This is a genomic window from Pyxidicoccus fallax (assembly GCF_012933655.1).
In the GTDB taxonomy this organism is placed as follows: domain Bacteria; phylum Myxococcota; class Myxococcia; order Myxococcales; family Myxococcaceae; genus Myxococcus; species Myxococcus fallax.
In genome coordinates, this window is sequence record NZ_JABBJJ010000078.1 from 25,723 (window position 1) to 41,830 (window position 16,108).

Sequence of the window (16,108 nt, forward strand, 5' to 3'; positions counted from 1 at the left end):
CCCTACTTGCCTCCGAGTAGCCACGCGAGAGGCTTCGTGATGTCGTGGTTGTTCTCGCTGTCGTGATACACCCTGATGCGCTTCAGAGAATCGAGTTCGAGCAGCTTGGACTTGTCCTTCGGTATCTCGCCGCCTTGAGCACTGATACCGAATACGGCGTGGTCGACGATGTCATCGTTTGCGTCAAGGAACTGGCGCAGGAGCGGCATGCGCCCTGACACGTATTCGCGCGGAGTTGCCCCAACGTGTTCAACGAGGTCCCACGCGGACACCACGACAGCTACGCGTAGTCGCTGGTCGACCAGTTCAAGCAGAAACTGGAGTAACTCGACGAGCTTCGCTTGCGTAGGCAGCATCTCGACCTTCCAGGGTATTGGCACCTCGGCATGACCATTTGCCTCGATCACTGACTTTGCCTCGCTCACTGACTCAGTCGCACCTCCGATACTCGCTGTGATCTGGTCCTGGTCGCTGATCTGCGTCCCCTTCGTCACGTCGGGATGCACGAACAGGAGCACGCCATTGGCTTCACGGAAGAGGGCTACATGCGCGGCACTCACCTTCCTGTGCTCGATCTGCTGTTCGAACGCTTCGCCACCCAAATCGGGCACCGAGAGCGTGAACTCACCGAAGCCATCGCCCTCCAAATGCAAGGTCACCGTGGTGTCGAAGGTCTGAAGCGTAGTGCGCGGCACGGGCGCGCATGCACGCCACGCCTTCACGATCAGGTTCAAGTAAGTCCTATCGCCACTGAGCTGCTTCCGTCTCAACTTGGTGGTGCTGCTCTGATCCTCAAGCACATGCCACAACGCGGCGAGGTAGGTTGTCTTCCCGGACTTAGGAAGACCAACGAAGAGAAGGTTCGTCGGTTTGCTCACGGCTTCGCCCTCTTGCCCTCTTCCGCACGCCGCCATCCAAACTTGCTGAACTCGCGTGCATCGCTCGGCGGCTGTGGTCCACGCCCACCATCGACATTGGCGCGGGATTGAGGCTCGACCCAAGTTGCGAACGCACTCGCAAGGCCGTTGGCGAGTTCCTCCACTTCGTTCGACGGCCCAGGCCTGGCCGCGATTTCCCGGAACACGAGCTGCGGGACGCGAACCCGAAACTTGGTCTCGAGCTTCTCCTGAGTCTGCTTCAGGAAGGCGAGCGCAGACTCCCCCGCTGCGCGAATGCGGTCTAGCTTGGAGAAAACAAACTCCACTTGACAGCCAGGTGGCACCATCTGTGCGTCCAAAAGGACGTCGAGGAGACTAGCAGCGTCCGCATATGCGTTCACGCGCGTCTCTAAGTTGGCGAGTTTCTCCCCATCCACTAACACGACGATGGCGTTCGCACGACGTAAAAAGGTGAGCTTCTCGCAGTCCTCACGCGAGTCGCGGGCCCACCCGTAAAGCTCGCCCGAAAGAGCCGAGAATAGGACCTGCCGGCGCCGGCGCTTGCCGAATGTCTCGCGAAGCGCGAGGTGGTAATACCCCGCCTCATCTGAAGGGATCGTTCGCTCAGTGGTCGGACGTGTGCCGCCAGAGGCGACGCGGTTAGCGTGGCAGATCTTCTCGAATCCGATCAGCGACCGCGAACCTGCGAAGTCGAAGCCAGCGAACGAGCCTCGTCCGAAGTGCTCGTAGATAGCGGTGAGCATCGTCGATTTGCCGCTATACTCGGCCCCGGCAAGCACGATGAGCTGGGTGGGCCATCGCAGGGTGATGTCCTCCGTCTCGGCTGCACTCATCTCATTGCCAGCGAACACATCGACGGCTGCTTGCGCTTCCGACGGAGCGGTGGCGACATCGCCTTCTTCTGCTATGGCGGGAGCGGCTTCGGCCATGTCAACTCTCCATGTCCGCGAGGGTGCGGAAGAGCATCGCCTCTATGTACACCAGCCGGGCGACACGCTCCGGTGCCAGCGGGGTTCCCGCCTTCAGTCCGCCGCTGACCGACTCAAAGAACGGCTGCCAGGTCGTCGGGTTACCCTCGACTCGCTTCGAAAGAGCGAGGGACAGCGAGGCAAGATCGAGCGCTCGCGCATCGAGACTCGCAACACGGGTCTTAGCCCACTCATCTGGCACTGCGTTGACGTAGACGTGCAGTGCCTGCTCCTTATTCTTGTTCTCCTTCGCTTCCGGCAGGGCACGCTCAAGGAGCGCCCCGGCATCTTGTGGACCAAGCGCGGAATCGGTGAGGTCAGCGAGTTCCCACGCAGCAACAAGCGGGGCCGCGTCCTTGAGCACGCTCCACGGCTTGTCGAGATCCTTGCTACTGCCCCCAGCGAGCCACCAGAGTATGTTCGTCTCCTCGTCCGCACAGCGGAGCCCGTGCGCAGCTGCGGCGAGCGCGCTCTCAGTGCCGTTGACGGCGCTCAGCAGCATCTGGAAGGCCTTCTCGAAGCTCGCCCTGAGCTGATTGTGGTCTCCGACGTTGGTCGCGATGGTCTTTTTGAATTCCGCCTCCTCTTCGGAACTCAGAAGGATGGTCTTGAACGGCCGTCGTCGGCGCTGCTCTTGCGCAATCGTGTGGAGGCCCGCACGAACCTCTCCCGCCTGCTCGTCCAGCGTCTTGTTCACGTCTGCAGCGCGAAGGCTAGACGCTTCAAGAGCAGTGGCGGCGAGCACCGCCGCCTGCAGGCTGTCATGATCGGTCTTCTTACGCGTGCCAACGCAGCGAACCAGTGCCGCTCCAGCGAGCACCTGCTGCTCATGAGCATTGCCTCGCTGCGCGAACGTCGAGTCTTGGTTTCGGAACGCGTCGAGGAACGCCTCGCGCGAGGTCTTCTCGGGGAGTCCTCGGAAGATGCGGACCGTCTCGAGCAGTGCGGCAACGTCACCACGAATTGTCGTCACCCAGCTCTCGACGCCCGCCCATCGCTTCTTCAGGCTGTCGTCCGTGCAGGGGAGCGAGACTTGCCGATACCATTCGCCAAAGTTCTTGTGCATGTATGCTGCACTCCCGGCTACTTCGAGGCCTCAAATGGGTTGCAGTCCGCCGGATCGTCGTGAAGCTTTTCCGTCTCGGCCCAGAGCTTCCCGAGGATGCCCTTTTCGGCGGCACGCTTGAACAGGACGCGGAAGAGAGCCTCGTCGCTGAGCCCTCGATCGGCGTCCGTGAGTACGTCGAGGTTCTTGGCAACGGTGATTTGGTGGCGGAATGGAAGTGTGAGGAATCGGTATGTGAGCCGACGCTCGTTGTTCGGAGCCGGCATGGCATCGTCCTTCGCGGTCACGGTGGTTGCCACCGCGGAGATCAGCGGCGATGCAGTGACCTCGGCGCCTCTCGCCTCGTGAGAGACAACGCTCGGGGTCGCGACCTTCGTGGCTGCTGGAAAGCCAGCCCAGAGGAACTCTCGGTGGTCCTTTCCGTTGTCCGGGTTTCGCCATGCGACGAAGTTAGTGTCCGGCTGGTTCCACTGGCGCTGGTAGACGCGAAGGCCAATGCGCTCACTGTCGCGGCGCGAGATCTCCAAGAAGTTGTAGGTGGGAAGCCAGCCCCCCTCGCCACGCTCGGGGTGCATTGCCCCAGCGACGAGTCGTACCTTTCCGTTGATTTCGTAGAGTCGTTGGGAGTGCTTATGCCCGAAGAGTTGGATGTGGACCTTAGACTTCAAGTGGTCTTCGACGGCGTCGTTATCCCGAAGCCAGTCCGGCGGATGGTGGCAGAGTGTCATGTGGAGCACGCCGGGCGCACGTTCGACGCCCGCTTGCGCCACGCCGAGAACAATCCCGGTGCGCTTATCTTCCTCGTTCGACACTAGCGAGCTCGTGAGGCCACGGAGTCGAATGGCGGTACCGCAGGCGAGCTTGAGGTCGCGCTCCCAGTAGTGCTTCCCGGCCGAGATCGAGCAGCCAAAGCGCCCCGCGAAAGTGTTGTACTCAGTCAATGGGTCAAGGAGTGCGGCCGCAGACTGCTCGTCAGAGAGGATTTCGCGAAGCTCCCTATCGACGTCCGAGCCTTCCTTCCTGATGCCCTGGTGGAACGTTCGAGTGACCTTCCGCTTCGTCTTCTCTCGATCGACGTCGTGGTTCCCGGGTACGACCCAGACGTTTTCTGCGGGGCACCCGATCGCTCGACAAAAATCCCGAAGCCAGTCGGTGGCGCGGTCGTATTCGACTTGTTTGCCCGAGAATGCGATGTCGCCGGTGACAAGGACACCAGTGACCGGGCCTATCTCGTTGGCGACCTTGGTTGCATCCAAGACCAGCTCGTTCCGCACGTTCTTGTCGAGGTCATGAACAGAGACACCCGACGCGCGGGTGAAGTGGATGTCCGAGAGATGGACGAGGACGAGCTTGTCCATCAGCGCCCGCCCTTCTCAACGGTGCCACCGTAATTGCCGTCGGCACCTCCGGCTCGGACCCATTCGTCGACTCCAGAGAGATTGAACTTCCAGAGACGGCCGATCTTGTGCGGCGGGAGGTTCCGCAACTCGATCCAGAGGTACGCGGAGTCCTTCGCAACCCCGACATGCCTAGCGACGTCGTCGACCAAGGCCCAAGGCTCTGCTGTCATCGGATCCCTCCTGCTGATGCGGATCTGAACACGCGCGCAGGGTATCGAAGTCGAGGTTTCCCACCAAGAGTCAAGCTAAGTCGAAAAGACCGTACGCATGCCTCCTTAGAACCCGGTCTTTGCAGAAGAGGAAGCTGAGAGCGAGTTCGCACTGGCCTTCATTTGGGGGACGTCCAGCATCCTCCAGAAGTGGAAGCTGTGGGGGGGGGGCATCGTACAGGCTAGGTGAGCCATGTGGGACTTCATGCCACCCTTCGGACGGGCTCGACCGCCTGCTGCATGCCTAGCCCTTGGGGTTCCTCTCCTGGCTGAACGGGTGTGGGCGCACCTTCACGTGGTTGCATCGCTCGAAAGTGCTCCCTGATGGCTTGGTGAGAATCACCGAGTTGGGAGTAGCCCAGTTCCGTGGCTCTCCCGCACTTCGTGTGGTTCACCTCGGGGGAGTAGGCAGACGCGGCAAGCTGACAGCTGGGCGAATACACCCTGGGAATGGAAATGCTGTACTCCCTTCCTCGCTGTCGGGTGGACCGGGTGACCCACGGTAGTTCGGCGGATGTTGTCCTCGCGGTGCGCCTGGAGGGCACTGGTGCCCGGTGTCCCTCCTGCCAGACGCCCAGTACCTCGGTGCATGGCAGCTACGTCCGACGCCCGGCAGACCTGCCCTCCGCTGGGCGTGCCGTCCAACTTGACCTCCGCGTGCGGCGCTTCTGCTGTCGAAACCCGGAATGCTCTCGCCGTACGTTCGCGGAGCGGCCGGTGCGCCTATTGTCGGCTCGGGCTCGACGGACACGTCGGCTTGCCACTGCACAGTGCGCTGTTGCAATCACTGCGGGGGCCGAGGCTGGAGCCAGGCTGCTCAAGCCTCTGTCGATGCCCACCAGTCCAGACACCCTCCTGCGGCTGATTCGTCGTGCCCCGTTGCCGTCACCCAGCCCCGTTCGCATCCTGGGCCTCGACGACTGGGCGCTGCGCAAGGGGCGTACCTACGGCTCCATCCTCGTCCGCTCGACGGTGCTGGTCGCGATTCTCGCCGGGTGCTCCACGACTCACGGGACGGGCGGGTCTGGTTCCGCCCCATCTCCAGGAGCCCAACCCGCGACGAAGAAAGAGCTGCCCTGGATTCCAGTGCTCGGCGGGCGGATGAAGACGACCCTCTTCTACGGCCCCTGGCAGTGCAGGCAGGAGTTCATGCGAACATGCCAGCGGGAGTGCGCCCGGGTCATGGGCTGCATGTGGCTGGCCGACATCAAGCTGGATTGGGAAGGGCGCCTCGTCATCCCGCCGCTTCCTGTCAAAGCTGGCAGCCGCTACGGCATGCGACTATCCCAAGCTGTCGCCAGACAAGAAGGATGCTGAGCGTCAGGGATGGGAGAACTTCCGGACGTCCTTCAGAAGGGACTGGAGCAAGAAGTTCGGAGACTGGCCTGAAGAGGAGGGCGTAGCCTGGCCCGGGCACCACATCCGAGACCTTCACCATGGCGGCGATCCGGTGGATCCCAGCAACATCATCCCCGTCGAGCCGGGCGTGCATACCGTATTCAACAGGGCATACCCCGCCTGCTACGGAGGTCAGGCACCCTGGAATACAGCGGGGCCCAATCTGCCCTACTCTGACAACTGACGATGGCCACGCCCATGAGCAGCCTGCTTGAAGAGGTCTCCCGCGAGCACTTTCCGTATTCGCCCGCCGCTCCTGAAGAAATCGATGCGTTCGAGCGCCGGGTGGGCTGGACGCTGGACCCGGACCTGCGCGCCTTCTACCTGCACTGCAATGGGGCGGAACTGGTTGAGCGGCTGCCAGACACCCCCTATCGCGTCCTCCCGCTGCACAAGATTGTCCGGGCGCGGGTGGCCATCTACGGCGAGGATGACGACAAGTGGGGCCCGGCATCCGTGTATGCACTCTGCGACGTGCAGGACGGCAACTACGTGCTGGTGGATGTGGCTCGCGCGGACAACGACCGTTACCCCCTCTTCGATGGTGACCATGAAGCGTGGCCGGACCCGGTCTACTGCAAGCAGGTCGCTCGCTGCTTCTCGGAGTTCTTGGAGCAGGTGCTGCGCACCCGGCGTCGCCTCTACTGGCTGAAGAGATGAAATCTCCCCGTCACTTCATCTCATCGTTGGCGGGAGACTCTCGTTCCCATTCGGGGGAGGAGCGAACCCACCGTGCGCGGCCACCGAGGGCCTCGCCCACCCGGCATAGGAGCGCGCGCGTCCGCTGGTCGTAGTGGCTGGGATCGATCTCGAGCAGCGATGCCACGTCCCCCCGTGCGAGGGTGTCGAGCACCTCGACCTGCGCAGCCAACTCAGCGCGCAGCTCGCCGCACGACGGTGGGCAGAGCTTCGCCGCTTCCGTCAGCAGCCAGAGTTGCTCGTGAAGGCCGCGCAGGACGAGGAACGCCTGGTTGCGGAGGCGTGCGGGCGCGGTCGCGAAGGCGCGCGTGGCACGCTGGCCGGCACCGTAGCAGTCGTACACGGCGCAGCCCCGGCATCCACGCCCGATGAGGTCGGCGTGGATGGCGCAGCGATTCCCGCGCGTCAGGTACCGGCAAGGGACTCCCGCCGGCTTGTCGAAGGCGAAGTCCTCGGAGCGCTCGAACGAGGTAGCCACACAGCATAGGGCTGCGCAGGAGGCGCAGTCGGGGACCAGGTCGGGTCGACGCATCGCGGGAACCTCGGGACGCACGACGCCCCATTCGCGGGGGCATCCCCACGCGGCGGGCGCTCGTCATCGTTCGATGGAGGGAAGGGCAGGGCGCGCGATTGCTCGCGGCCGGAAACGAAAACGCCAGCCGGAGGGCTGGCGCCTGGAAACGAGGTGTGTTCGCCGCACGTGTCCCCTGACGCAGTGCACGAGGCACTCCGGGGGGAGCGAGGGAGCTGTTGGGGTTCAGGGCTTCAGCACGAAGGCCCCACGGCGCGCGCCGCGAGGCCTGTGTAGAAAACAAAAAGGCCCCGCCATCGCTGGCAGGGCCTTCTTTTCTTCAGCTCCCCGACGTGGACTCGAACCACGGACCTAGTGATTAACAGTCACCCGCTCTACCGGCTGAGCTATCGGGGAATATGTACCTCACGGCGGTTCGGCGTTGCCGTGATGACGCGCTTTGTAGAGAACGGAGCCCGCCGTGTCAACAGTCCCGTTCGATCCACTCTCTCGGCTTCACTCCCAGCCCTGGTCCTCGCTCGCCGGCCTGGTCTCCGTCACCTCGGAGGCCATCGCCCAGGTCCTCGCCGGCTCGCCCGCCGAGCGCGTCCTGGACCGCACCCTCCGGGACCACCGCCACCTCTCCCGCGAACAGCGCCAGGCCCTCAAGGAGGCCGTCTTCAACGTCGGTCTCTGGCGGCGCCGCCTCGGCTTCCTCCTGGGCCGCGAGGACGCCACGCCCCCCTTCCTCCTGTACGCGTTGCTGCATGGCCTGGCCGGCGTCCCCGCCTCCGAAGCCGCGGCCTTGAGTGGGGTAGGGGAGGGCCCGCCTCCCGTCCTCACCCCGGGTGAGGCCCCCACGCTCGCCCTCCGGGCATCCCTGCCGGACTGGCTCGCCGACCACTTCGCCCGCGAGCTGGGCCCCGAGGCCGAGGCCTTCTGCGCCCACCTCAACGTCCCCGGCCCCATCACCCTCCGCGCCAACCCGCTGCGCACCTCGCGCGACGCCCTGGCCGAGCGCCTCCGCTCCGAGGGCGTCTCCACCCGTCCCGGCCCCTGGAGCCCCCTGGCGCTCCACATCGAGGGCCCGCGCCCCAACCTCTATGGCCTGCCCTCCCTCCGCGAGGGCCTCTTCGAGGTCCAGGACGAGGGCAGCCAGCTCCTCGGCCTCGTCGTGGAGGCCCGCCCCGGCGAGACGGTGCTCGACCTGTGCGCCGGTGCTGGCGGCAAGACGCTCCTGCTCGGTGCGGAGATGAAGGACTCCGGCCGGCTCCTGGCCTACGACCCCGACCCCGAGCGGCTCGACCGGCTCCTCCAGCGCTCCGCCCGGGCCGGCCTCGCGCGCGTCCAGGTGCTCCGGACCCGGCCCCCAGCGGGCCTCGGCGCCGACCGCGTCCTCGTGGACACCCCGTGCTCCGAGCTGGGCTCCCTGCGCCGTGGCCCAGACCAGCGCTTCCGCATCCAGCCGGACGCGCTCACCCGCTTCCCGCCGCTGCAGCGCGACATCCTCTCGCACGCGGGAGACCTGGTGCGTCCGGGCGGACGGCTCGTCTACGCCACCTGCACCGTCAACCGCGCGGAGAACGAGGACGTCGTCCACGCCTTCCTCGCCTCACGGCCCGACTTCCAGCTCGTGCGCCCCGGGGCGGGATGGCTCTCCGAAGCCTGCATCCGGGATGGCTGCCTCTTCGTCGCGCCGCACCGGCACGGCACCGACGCCTTCTTCGCGGCGGTGATGGAGCGGTCGGCCGGGTAGGGGCGGGGGTACCGAGCGTCCGCAGTGTCCTCGTTCCGACGGACAGGGGTACTCAACGCTTCGCGGCCCCGTGCCTCGAATCAACGTGCCCCGCACGGCCCCGGTGCTATGAAGCGCCCCGTGCGCTGGCTCAAGCCCCTCCCGCTCCGTCCCCGCGACACCGTTCATGTCGTCGCCCCCGCAGGTCCCTTCGACCGCCCGGGCTTCGACGTGGGCCTCGCCGCCATCGCGGAGCGCTACAACGCCGTTCACGCTCCCGACATCTTCTCCTCCCACCGCTACCTCGCCGGCGATGACACGCGGCGCGGTGGAGAGCTGGCCCGCGCCCTGACCGACCGCGACGCCCGCGGCATCTTCTGCGCCCGCGGCGGCTACGGCAGCGCCCGCCTGCTCCCCGACCTTCCGCTCGCGGATGCGTCGCACAGCGCCTTCGTTGGCTTCTCCGACCTCACCTCCGTGCACGGCGCCCTGCAGGCGCTCGGCCGCGTCTCCATCCACGGGCCCGTCCTCACGCAGCTCGGCCGGCAGCCCCCGGAGGTGCGCGACTACCTCTTCCGCCTCCTCGAGTCACCCGAGGCCCCACCGCCCCTGACGGGCTCCGCCACCTACGTGCCCGGCATGGCCGAGGGGCACCTCGTCGGCGGCAACCTCTCCGTCTTCTCGCGCCTCATCGGCACCTCGTACATGCCGCCGCTCGACGGCGCGGTGCTCCTCCTGGAGGACGTCACCGAGCGCCCCTACCGCCTCGACCGCATGTGGACGCACCTCCGGCTGGCGGGCGTCTTCTCGCGCGTGCGCGGCATCGTCCTCGGCGACTTCACCGGCTGCGAGGAGCGCGACGCCAACTTCTCCAGCGCGGACGTGCTCCGCGACCTGGCGAGGGAGGCGGGCCTTCCCTGCGCCGCCGGCTTCCCCATTGGCCATGGCGACATCAACTACCCCGTGGCCCTGGGCACCCACGTGCGGTTGGAGGCGGACGCGGCGCGCCTCACCTTCCTCGAAGGAGCCGTGCGCGCATGAGCGGCAGTCGCCATCCCATCACCATCCTCCAGACGGTCCTCGACGACGCCTGCAAGAACGGCGTGTTCCCCGCCGCCCAGGCCATCGTCTTGCACCGCGGCGCCCAGGTCTTCGGCCACGTGGCGGGCAACGTCTCCGGCGACACGCGCTTCGACCTCGCCTCCGTCACCAAGGTGCTCAGCACCACCGCGCTCTTCCTGCGCCTGTGGACCGAAGGGAAGGTGGGCCCCGACACGCTCGTGTCCCGCTTCTTCCCCGGCTCGCCCGTGGGCGACGCGGGCGCCACCGTCGCGGACCTGCTCTACCACCGCTCGGGCCTGCCGCCCTTCGTGCCCTTCTTCGCCCAGGCGCTCACCGCGCACCCGGAGCTGCTCGACGCGGATTGCCCCTCCGCCATGCGGGCGCGCGTCCGCGAGGAGGTCATCCAGGCCGCCGCCTCCACGCCGCTCGCCGCCGAGCCCCGCACGCGCACCGCGTACAGCGACGTGGGCTTCATCCTCCTCGGCGAAATCCTCTCCCGCGCCACGGGCTCCCCGCTGGACACACTCTTCTCGCGCTACGTCGCCGAGCCGCTCGGCCTGTCCGCGCGCTTCCACCGCCTCACCGACTTCCCCGCCGACGCGGCCCCCGCGCCCACCGGCGCCACCCGCCCTCGCGAGCCCGCGCCCGGCCAGGAGGGGATGTGGAAGGACGTGCCCTCGCGCCGCACGCGCCCCGGAGAAGTCGACGACGACAACGCCTGGGTGATGGACGGTGTCGCCGGACACGCGGGCCTCTTCGGCACCGCGGTGGACGTGGCCCGCTTCGGTCAGGCCGTGCTGGACGGGTGCTCCGGCGGCGCAGCGATTGCGCCCGGCCCGCTGTGGCACCGCGTGCTGGCCACCGACCCGCTCGTGCAAGGCAGCACCCGCTCCATGGGCTTCGACTCGCCCTCCGCCGTGGGCTCCAGCGCGGGCCACTACATCGGCGACACGCCGCCGGGTGCCGTGGGGCACCTGGGCTTCACCGGCACCAGCCTCTGGGTGGACCTGCGCCGCTCGCTGGTGGTGGCACTCGTCACCAACCGCGTGGCCCACGGCCGCCAGGAGCTGCGCATCCGCGAATTCCGACCCCTCTTCCACGACCTCGTCGTGGAGGCCCTCGGACTCTCAGACCTCCAGCAGGGAACTCATGGCTGACGACAACGGAAACGTCCTCGATACCCTCGAACCCGGCAGCGTGCGCCGCGTCCACCTCGTGGGCGTGGCCGGCACCGGCATGGGCTCCTTCGCCGGCATGCTCAAGGCCGCCGGCTACGAAGTCACCGGCAGCGACGAGAATGTCTACCCGCCCATGAGCGACATGCTCCGGACGTGGGGCATTCCCGTCTCCACGCCCTACAAGCCGGAGAACCTCGACTCGGCGAAGCCGGACCTCGTCATCATCGGCAACGTCATCCGCCGCGTGAATCCCGAGGCCACCGCCGTGCGCGAGCGCGGCCTCAAGCAGATGAGCTTCCCCGCCGCCCTGGGCTCGCTCTTCCTCGAGCGCTCGCACTCGGTGGTGGTGGCCGGCACGCACGGCAAGACGACGACGTCCTCGCTCATGGCCCACGTCCTCGTGGAGGCCGGCAAGGACCCGTCCTTCCTCGTGGGCGGCGTCACCCAGAACTACGCGGGCAACTACCGCGTGGGCAAGGGTCCGCATTTCGTCGTCGAGGGCGACGAGTACGACACCGCGTACTGGGACAAGGGCTCCAAGTTCCTCCACTACCGGCCGCGCACCGCCATCCTCACCAGCGTGGAGTTCGACCACGCGGACATCTTCAGGGATTTGCCCCACTACGAGGCCACCTTCGAGAAGTTCGTCCGGCTGATTCCGCAGGACGGGCAGCTCGTGGTGTGCGCCGCGTACCCCAACGCCGTGAAGCTCTCGCGCGAGGGCTGCAAGGGCCGCGTGGTGACGTACGTGGCGAAGGAAGGCGCGGAGGCGGACTACACGCCGCGCAACGTGTCCTTCGGCGCCGCCGGCGCGCGCTTCGACGTGGTGGAGCGCGGGCAGGTGCTGGGCACGGTGGAGCTGCCGATGGGCGGCGCGCACAACGTGGAGAACGCGCTGGGCGTCATCGCCGCCGCGCGCGGCCTGGGCCTGTCCTTCGAGGAGATTCGCAAGGGCCTCGCGACGTTCTCCGGCGTCAAGCGCCGGCAGGAGATCCGCGGCGAGCCCGGCGGCATCATGGTGGTGGACGACTTCGCGCACCACCCCACCGCCGTGCGGGAGACCATCGCCGCCGTCCACAACCGCTACCCGGAGCGGCGGCTGTGGGCCATCTTCGAGCCGCGCTCCAACACCAGCCGCCGCAACATCCACCAGGAGGACTACGCCCACGCCTTCACCGGCGCGGCCCGCGCCAGCCTCAAGGTGCCCGAGCGCCATGACAAGGTGCCCGTCGGCGAGGAGCTGGACGTGCGCAAGCTCGTCGAGGACCTCAAGGCCCAGGGCATCGCCGCGGAGGGCGCCACGGACGTGCAGACGCTGGTGGACCTGGCGGTCCGCGAGTCCCGCCCCGGCGACGTGCTGCTCGTCATGAGCAACGGTTCCTTCGGCGGCTTCATCGACAAGCTGCTCGCGGCCCTCAAGGCCCGCGCGGGGCAGGGGGCGTGAGGATGCGCCTCCCGCTCGCCCTCGCCGGTGCGCTCGCGCTCGCGGGTTGCACGAAGTCCACGCTGCCGCCCCTCACCGGCCCCGCGCCGGAGACGAGCGCGGGGAGCGCGCAGGCCCCGGAGTCCGCTCCCAGGACGCCGCTCGTCTTCCAGGTGAAGCGCTACCCGAGCGGCGAGGCGTATGACCTCGCCAGCGACCGGGGCAGCGTGGTGCTGCTGGACGTGTGGGCCACCTGGTGCGAGCCGTGCCGGGACGCGCTGCCCTTCTACGAGAATCTCGCCCGCGAGTACGGCGGCCGCGGCCTGAAGGTGTACGCGCTCAGCGTGGACGAGGACCCGCGCGCCATCGCTCCGTTCCTCCAGGAGGCGAAGGTGGGGCTGCCCGTCCTCCTCGACGAGAACGCGCAGGTGGCCGAGCGCACCCTCAAGGTGAAGGGCATGCCCACGACCTATTACATCGACCGGCGCGGAGTGGTCCGCCACGTGGAGGAGGGCTTCGCCGAGGAGTTCTTCGCGCGCTACCAGTCGCACATCGAGGCGCTGCTCGCCGAGCCCGCGCCGTAGGAGGGGAATCGCCATGGCCCAGGACACGCCCGCCGCCCTGCGTCGCACCGCGGAGGAGGGGGCCCGCCTCGCCGGGCGCATCCTCGCGGAGCGCTTCCTGGGCGAGCGCACCATCGAGTTCAAGGGCGGCATCGACCTGGTGACGGACGCGGACAAGGCGTCCGAGGAAGCGCTGCTGGCCTTCATCCGCGAGCGCCACCCCACGCACGCCATCCTCGCCGAGGAGAGCGGCGCGCAGGCCGGCACCAACTCGCTGCGCTGGCTGGTGGACCCGCTGGACGGCACCACCAACTACTCGCACCGCGTGCCGCACTTCTGCGTCAGCGTGGCGGTGGAGGGCCCCGGCGGCATCCTCGCTGGCGTCGTGTATGACCCGATGCTGGACGAGCTCTTCTCCGCCGCGCGCGGCGAGGGCGCCACCCTCAACGGCCGCCCGCTGCGCGCCAGCGCCGTGGCCTCGCTGGACCGGGCGCTGTTGTGCACGGGCTTCCCGTACGACGTGCGCGAGCGCCCGGAGGGGCCGGTGGGCCTCTTCAACCGCTTCATCCTCCGCGCCCAGGGCATGCGCCGCACCGGCAGCGCCGCCATGGACCTGGCCTACGTGGCCGCGGGCCGCTTCGACGGCTTCTTCGAATTCGGCCTCAAGCCGTGGGACATCGCCGCGGGCTCGCTGCTGGTGGAGGAGGCTGGCGGCGTCATCCGCCACGTGACGGGCGCGCCCTTCAACGTCATGCGCGGAGACGTGATTGCCTCCGCGCCCGCGCTGGCCCCGGAGCTGCTGGCCGAGGCGAAGCGCTTCGTGGACGACCTGGGCTGGAAGCCCCGCTAGAAGAAGCTCTCCGGCACGAAGACGATGTCGCCGGGCTGGAGGAGGAAGTTCTTCTCCCGCCCCACGCCGATGTCCTCGACGGGCACGCGAATCTTGCGCTCCTGCCCGTCCACCACGCGCGTCACCAGCGTGTTGTTCTTCGCCGCCAGCTTGGTGAAGCCGCCAGCCAGCGTAATCGCCTGGACGATGGACATCTCCCCGTCCACCGGGAAGGTGCCGGGCTTCTGCACCTCGCCGAAGACGAAAATCTTCTGCGAGTTGTACTCGCGGATGAGCACCGACACCTGGGGCCGGCGCACGTAGCGCGCCAGGCACGTCTGCAGCGCGTCCGCCGCCCCGCTGGGCGTCTGGCCCGCCAGCGGCACCTTGCCGCACAGCGGGTAGTCGATGGTGCCCTCGGGGGACACGCGCCAGGTGCCCGAGTGCTCGGGCTCCTGGAAGACGCGCACCTCCACCACGTCCCCGGGGCCGAGCGCGCCCCCGCTCGAGCGCGCCTCACCCGCCTCGGCGGCGGGCGTGGGAGGCGGAGGCGGCGGGCGCGACGTGCCGAAGCAGGCGGGCAACGCCGCGAGGAGCACCACGGCCAGGGAGGAGCGGGAGGTCTTCATCCGTCGTTTGTCGGGCATGCCGGCGAAAGGCCGCCGGGGCAGGGGGGCTACAGCGCTCAGTACATCACCGAGAGGCGAGCATACCCCTCGTGGCGCGTGTAGTTGAGGCCGCCGCCAGCCACCGAGGACGACCGGGAGCCCAACGTGTAGCCGACCGCGCCGGTGAGCCAGGGGCGGAACTGGTACTCGGGGCCCGCATCGAGGCTGACGAGGGTGTCGCTGCGGCCGCCAGCGAAGCTCAGGAAGTCCACCGCCGCGCCCAGGCGCATCGTCAGCTTGCCGCCGAACAGGGCCCGCGCCTCCGCGTAGCCACGGTTGTCGGTGAACGTGCCGTAGGCCGCCACCGGCTCGAACTGGCGCAGGAAGCCGCCCTTGAAGCTCAGATTGGGGCTGTAGAGGTACGTGCCCTCGAGCTGCGCGATGAAGGTGCCGCCGCCGTCGCCGGAGAAGTCCTGGCCCCAGCCGGCCTTGGCCAGCACCGCCACCTTGGGGGACACGAGGCCCGCCACGCCGGCCATGGCCCGGAACAGCGTGGCGTCCGGGCTGCCGTCGTTGAAGTAGCTGCGCAGGTCCACGCCCGTGTCCAGCACCACCGCCGTCTTCGGCAGGAAGCGCCAGCGGCCCTCCAGCCCGAAGTGCAGGTTGCCGTAGTCGAACCGGTCCGCCGCGATGGGGTCGCAGACGCCGTCGCCGCAGTCCACCGGGCTGTTGGAGCCCAGCGGCTCGAAGAACTCCACCGCGTAGGCGGCGTTGGGGGCGAGCTCCACCGCGCCACCGCCCGGCCGCCACGGCAGCTTCACCCGGGCCTCGTTGAAGAGGCTGAGCACGCCCGCGCCAATGGCCGCGGTGCGCGTGCGGTCCGAGCGCACGAACTGGTCCGACACCTCCAGCGACAGCGGCGCGTCCGGGTTGAGGCGCGCCAGCAGGTCCGCCGCCCCCTGCATGCGCGACGCCGCGCCCGAGTTGGCGGTGAGCAGGCCCGTGTAGAGGACGTAGTCCAGGTTGCCGTTCAGGTTGAAGGCCAGCGTGGGAGAGGGAATCTCCAGCTTGAAGCCCGGCCGGAAGTGCATCGCCAGCTCGCCGGACAGGTCCGGCGAGACGGGGCTCAGAGGATCATCCGGCCGCGCCGTGAAGTAGCCGACGCCGCTGTCCAGCCGCGTCTCCAGGTCGAAATAGGGGTGCAGCCGCCCGCTACCGACCTTGATGCCGTTGCCGCCCGTGGCCGGCGCCGACACCGAGTCCTGGGCCGTGGCGGTACCGCCCAGCGCCAGCAGCGCCAGCGCAGCCCAACCCCCCCAGAATGTCGCAGGCTGCTTCATGGCTCAGAAGGACTTCCCAGGCGGGAGTGATACCTTTTCCCACCTTTCACGCGTACGGCCCGTAGCGTCATAGCACGCGCATTCCCCCGGGCCGAAATGAATGTTGGACACTGGATGGAGCCTCGCTCGGTGGGCCACGGGGCACCCGAGGCGTTAGCGGATGGGACTGGCCGGGGGCGGGCGGACGACGACGTCATCCGGCGGAGGGGGGCGGGTAGGG

General features: G+C 67.9%; 16 protein-coding genes and 1 tRNA gene. 8 read left to right on the forward strand and 9 right to left on the reverse strand.

What is annotated here, in order from left to right; translation table 11 throughout:
• Positions 1-2: 2 nt before the first annotated feature.
• The 5 genes from HG543_RS18300 to HG543_RS18320 are packed head-to-tail and all read right to left on the reverse strand — an operon-like array spanning position 3 to position 4,503.
• Positions 3-878 carry a TRAFAC clade GTPase domain-containing protein gene (locus HG543_RS18300; protein ID WP_169346079.1) on the reverse strand — a complete coding sequence of 292 codons (876 nt, stop codon included), beginning with the start codon at positions 876-878 and terminating at the stop codon, positions 3-5.
• Positions 875-1,828 (reverse strand): TRAFAC clade GTPase domain-containing protein, encoded by a 954-nt coding sequence (locus HG543_RS18305; protein ID WP_169346080.1) that lies wholly within the window; start codon positions 1,826-1,828, stop codon positions 875-877. The genes HG543_RS18300 and HG543_RS18305 overlap by 4 nt, the downstream gene beginning before the upstream one ends.
• Position 1,829: 1 nt before the next feature.
• Complete coding sequence (locus HG543_RS18310; RefSeq protein WP_169346081.1) at positions 1,830-2,933, reverse strand: GTPase-associated system all-helical protein GASH; 1,104 nt, start codon at positions 2,931-2,933, stop codon at positions 1,830-1,832.
• A 17-nt stretch (positions 2,934-2,950) separates the two neighbouring features.
• Entirely contained in the window at positions 2,951-4,291 is a 1,341-nt protein-coding gene (locus tag HG543_RS18315) for a metallophosphoesterase (RefSeq protein WP_169346082.1), read from the reverse strand.
• Positions 4,291-4,503: a helix-turn-helix domain-containing protein gene (locus HG543_RS18320; RefSeq protein WP_169346083.1), complete on the reverse strand. Its 213-nt coding sequence runs from the start codon at positions 4,501-4,503 to the stop codon at positions 4,291-4,293. The genes HG543_RS18315 and HG543_RS18320 overlap by 1 nt, the downstream gene beginning before the upstream one ends.
• A 495-nt stretch (positions 4,504-4,998) precedes the next feature.
• Between HG543_RS18320 and HG543_RS57155 the strand changes: the two genes are divergently transcribed.
• Together HG543_RS57155 and HG543_RS18330 are read left to right on the forward strand one after the other, a co-directional pair.
• Entirely contained in the window at positions 4,999-5,859 is an 861-nt protein-coding gene (locus HG543_RS57155; protein WP_371876500.1) for a transposase family protein, read from the forward strand.
• A 267-nt stretch (positions 5,860-6,126) separates the two neighbouring features.
• Positions 6,127-6,600, forward strand: coding sequence for an SMI1/KNR4 family protein (locus HG543_RS18330; protein WP_169346084.1), 474 nt, complete (start codon positions 6,127-6,129; stop codon positions 6,598-6,600).
• Between the two features lie 10 nt (positions 6,601-6,610).
• On the opposite strand, the gene HG543_RS18335 is transcribed toward HG543_RS18330, so the two are convergent.
• A complete protein-coding gene (locus tag HG543_RS18335) occupies positions 6,611-7,117 on the reverse strand; it encodes a hypothetical protein (RefSeq protein WP_169346085.1) in 507 nt (168 codons plus the stop codon).
• Positions 7,118-7,494: 377 nt separating this feature from the next.
• A tRNA-Asn gene (locus HG543_RS18340) sits at positions 7,495-7,567 on the reverse strand.
• A 64-nt stretch (positions 7,568-7,631) separates the two neighbouring features.
• On the opposite strand from HG543_RS18340, the gene HG543_RS18345 reads away from it, so the two are divergent.
• The 6 genes from HG543_RS18345 (at position 7,632) to HG543_RS18370 (ending at position 13,961) form a co-directional block, all read left to right on the forward strand.
• Positions 7,632-8,906, forward strand: a complete 1,275-nt coding sequence (locus HG543_RS18345; protein ID WP_169346086.1) for an RsmB/NOP family class I SAM-dependent RNA methyltransferase — start codon at positions 7,632-7,634, stop codon at positions 8,904-8,906.
• A gap of 108 nt (positions 8,907-9,014) precedes the next feature.
• The gene (locus tag HG543_RS18350; protein WP_169346087.1) at positions 9,015-9,926 is read left to right on the forward strand and encodes a S66 peptidase family protein; all 912 of its coding nucleotides are present in this window, start codon (positions 9,015-9,017) and stop codon (positions 9,924-9,926) included.
• The gene (locus HG543_RS18355; RefSeq protein WP_169346088.1) at positions 9,923-11,104 is read left to right on the forward strand and encodes a serine hydrolase domain-containing protein; all 1,182 of its coding nucleotides are present in this window, start codon (positions 9,923-9,925) and stop codon (positions 11,102-11,104) included. Before HG543_RS18350 ends, HG543_RS18355 begins: the two co-directional genes overlap by 4 nt.
• Positions 11,097-12,569, forward strand: coding sequence for a UDP-N-acetylmuramate:L-alanyl-gamma-D-glutamyl-meso-diaminopimelate ligase (mpl, locus tag HG543_RS18360; protein WP_169346089.1), 1,473 nt, complete (start codon positions 11,097-11,099; stop codon positions 12,567-12,569). Before HG543_RS18355 ends, mpl begins: the two co-directional genes overlap by 8 nt.
• 2 nt (positions 12,570-12,571) lie before the next feature.
• The gene (locus tag HG543_RS18365; protein WP_169346090.1) at positions 12,572-13,132 is read left to right on the forward strand and encodes a TlpA family protein disulfide reductase; all 561 of its coding nucleotides are present in this window, start codon (positions 12,572-12,574) and stop codon (positions 13,130-13,132) included.
• 13 nt (positions 13,133-13,145) lie between these two features.
• A complete protein-coding gene (locus HG543_RS18370; protein ID WP_169346091.1) occupies positions 13,146-13,961 on the forward strand; it encodes an inositol monophosphatase family protein in 816 nt (271 codons plus the stop codon).
• On the opposite strand, the gene HG543_RS18375 is transcribed toward HG543_RS18370, so the two are convergent.
• On the reverse strand, positions 13,958-14,569 hold the full coding sequence (locus HG543_RS18375; protein WP_169346092.1) for a polysaccharide biosynthesis/export family protein: 612 nt from the start codon (positions 14,567-14,569) through the stop codon (positions 13,958-13,960). The two genes, HG543_RS18370 and HG543_RS18375, sit on opposite strands and share 4 nt — an antisense overlap.
• A 56-nt stretch (positions 14,570-14,625) precedes the next feature.
• On the reverse strand, positions 14,626-15,888 hold the full coding sequence (locus tag HG543_RS18380) for a hypothetical protein (protein WP_169346093.1): 1,263 nt from the start codon (positions 15,886-15,888) through the stop codon (positions 14,626-14,628).
• Positions 15,889-16,108: the final 220 nt, after the last annotated feature.

Excerpts from the sequence above, each read along its gene's own strand:
- HG543_RS18350 (WP_169346087.1), top strand. The coding sequence starts at position 9,015 with ATGAAGCGCCCCGTGCGCTGGCTCAAGCCCCTCCCGCTCCGTCCCCGC.
- HG543_RS18365 (WP_169346090.1), top strand. The coding sequence starts at position 12,572 with ATGCGCCTCCCGCTCGCCCTCGCCGGTGCGCTCGCGCTCGCGGGTTGC.
- HG543_RS18380 (WP_169346093.1), bottom strand. The coding sequence starts at position 15,888 with ATGAAGCAGCCTGCGACATTCTGGGGGGGTTGGGCTGCGCTGGCGCTG.
- HG543_RS18355 (WP_169346088.1), top strand. The coding sequence starts at position 9,923 with ATGAGCGGCAGTCGCCATCCCATCACCATCCTCCAGACGGTCCTCGAC.
- mpl (WP_169346089.1), top strand. The coding sequence starts at position 11,097 with ATGGCTGACGACAACGGAAACGTCCTCGATACCCTCGAACCCGGCAGC.
- HG543_RS18310 (WP_169346081.1), bottom strand. The coding sequence starts at position 2,933 with ATGCACAAGAACTTTGGCGAATGGTATCGGCAAGTCTCGCTCCCCTGC.
- HG543_RS57155 (WP_371876500.1), top strand. The coding sequence starts at position 4,999 with ATGCTGTACTCCCTTCCTCGCTGTCGGGTGGACCGGGTGACCCACGGT.
- HG543_RS18305 (WP_169346080.1), bottom strand. The coding sequence starts at position 1,828 with ATGGCCGAAGCCGCTCCCGCCATAGCAGAAGAAGGCGATGTCGCCACC.
- HG543_RS18375 (WP_169346092.1), bottom strand. The coding sequence starts at position 14,569 with ATGAAGACCTCCCGCTCCTCCCTGGCCGTGGTGCTCCTCGCGGCGTTG.
- HG543_RS18330 (WP_169346084.1), top strand. The coding sequence starts at position 6,127 with ATGGCCACGCCCATGAGCAGCCTGCTTGAAGAGGTCTCCCGCGAGCAC.
- HG543_RS18370 (WP_169346091.1), top strand. The coding sequence starts at position 13,146 with ATGGCCCAGGACACGCCCGCCGCCCTGCGTCGCACCGCGGAGGAGGGG.
- HG543_RS18320 (WP_169346083.1), bottom strand. The coding sequence starts at position 4,503 with ATGACAGCAGAGCCTTGGGCCTTGGTCGACGACGTCGCTAGGCATGTC.
- HG543_RS18315 (WP_169346082.1), bottom strand. The coding sequence starts at position 4,291 with ATGGACAAGCTCGTCCTCGTCCATCTCTCGGACATCCACTTCACCCGC.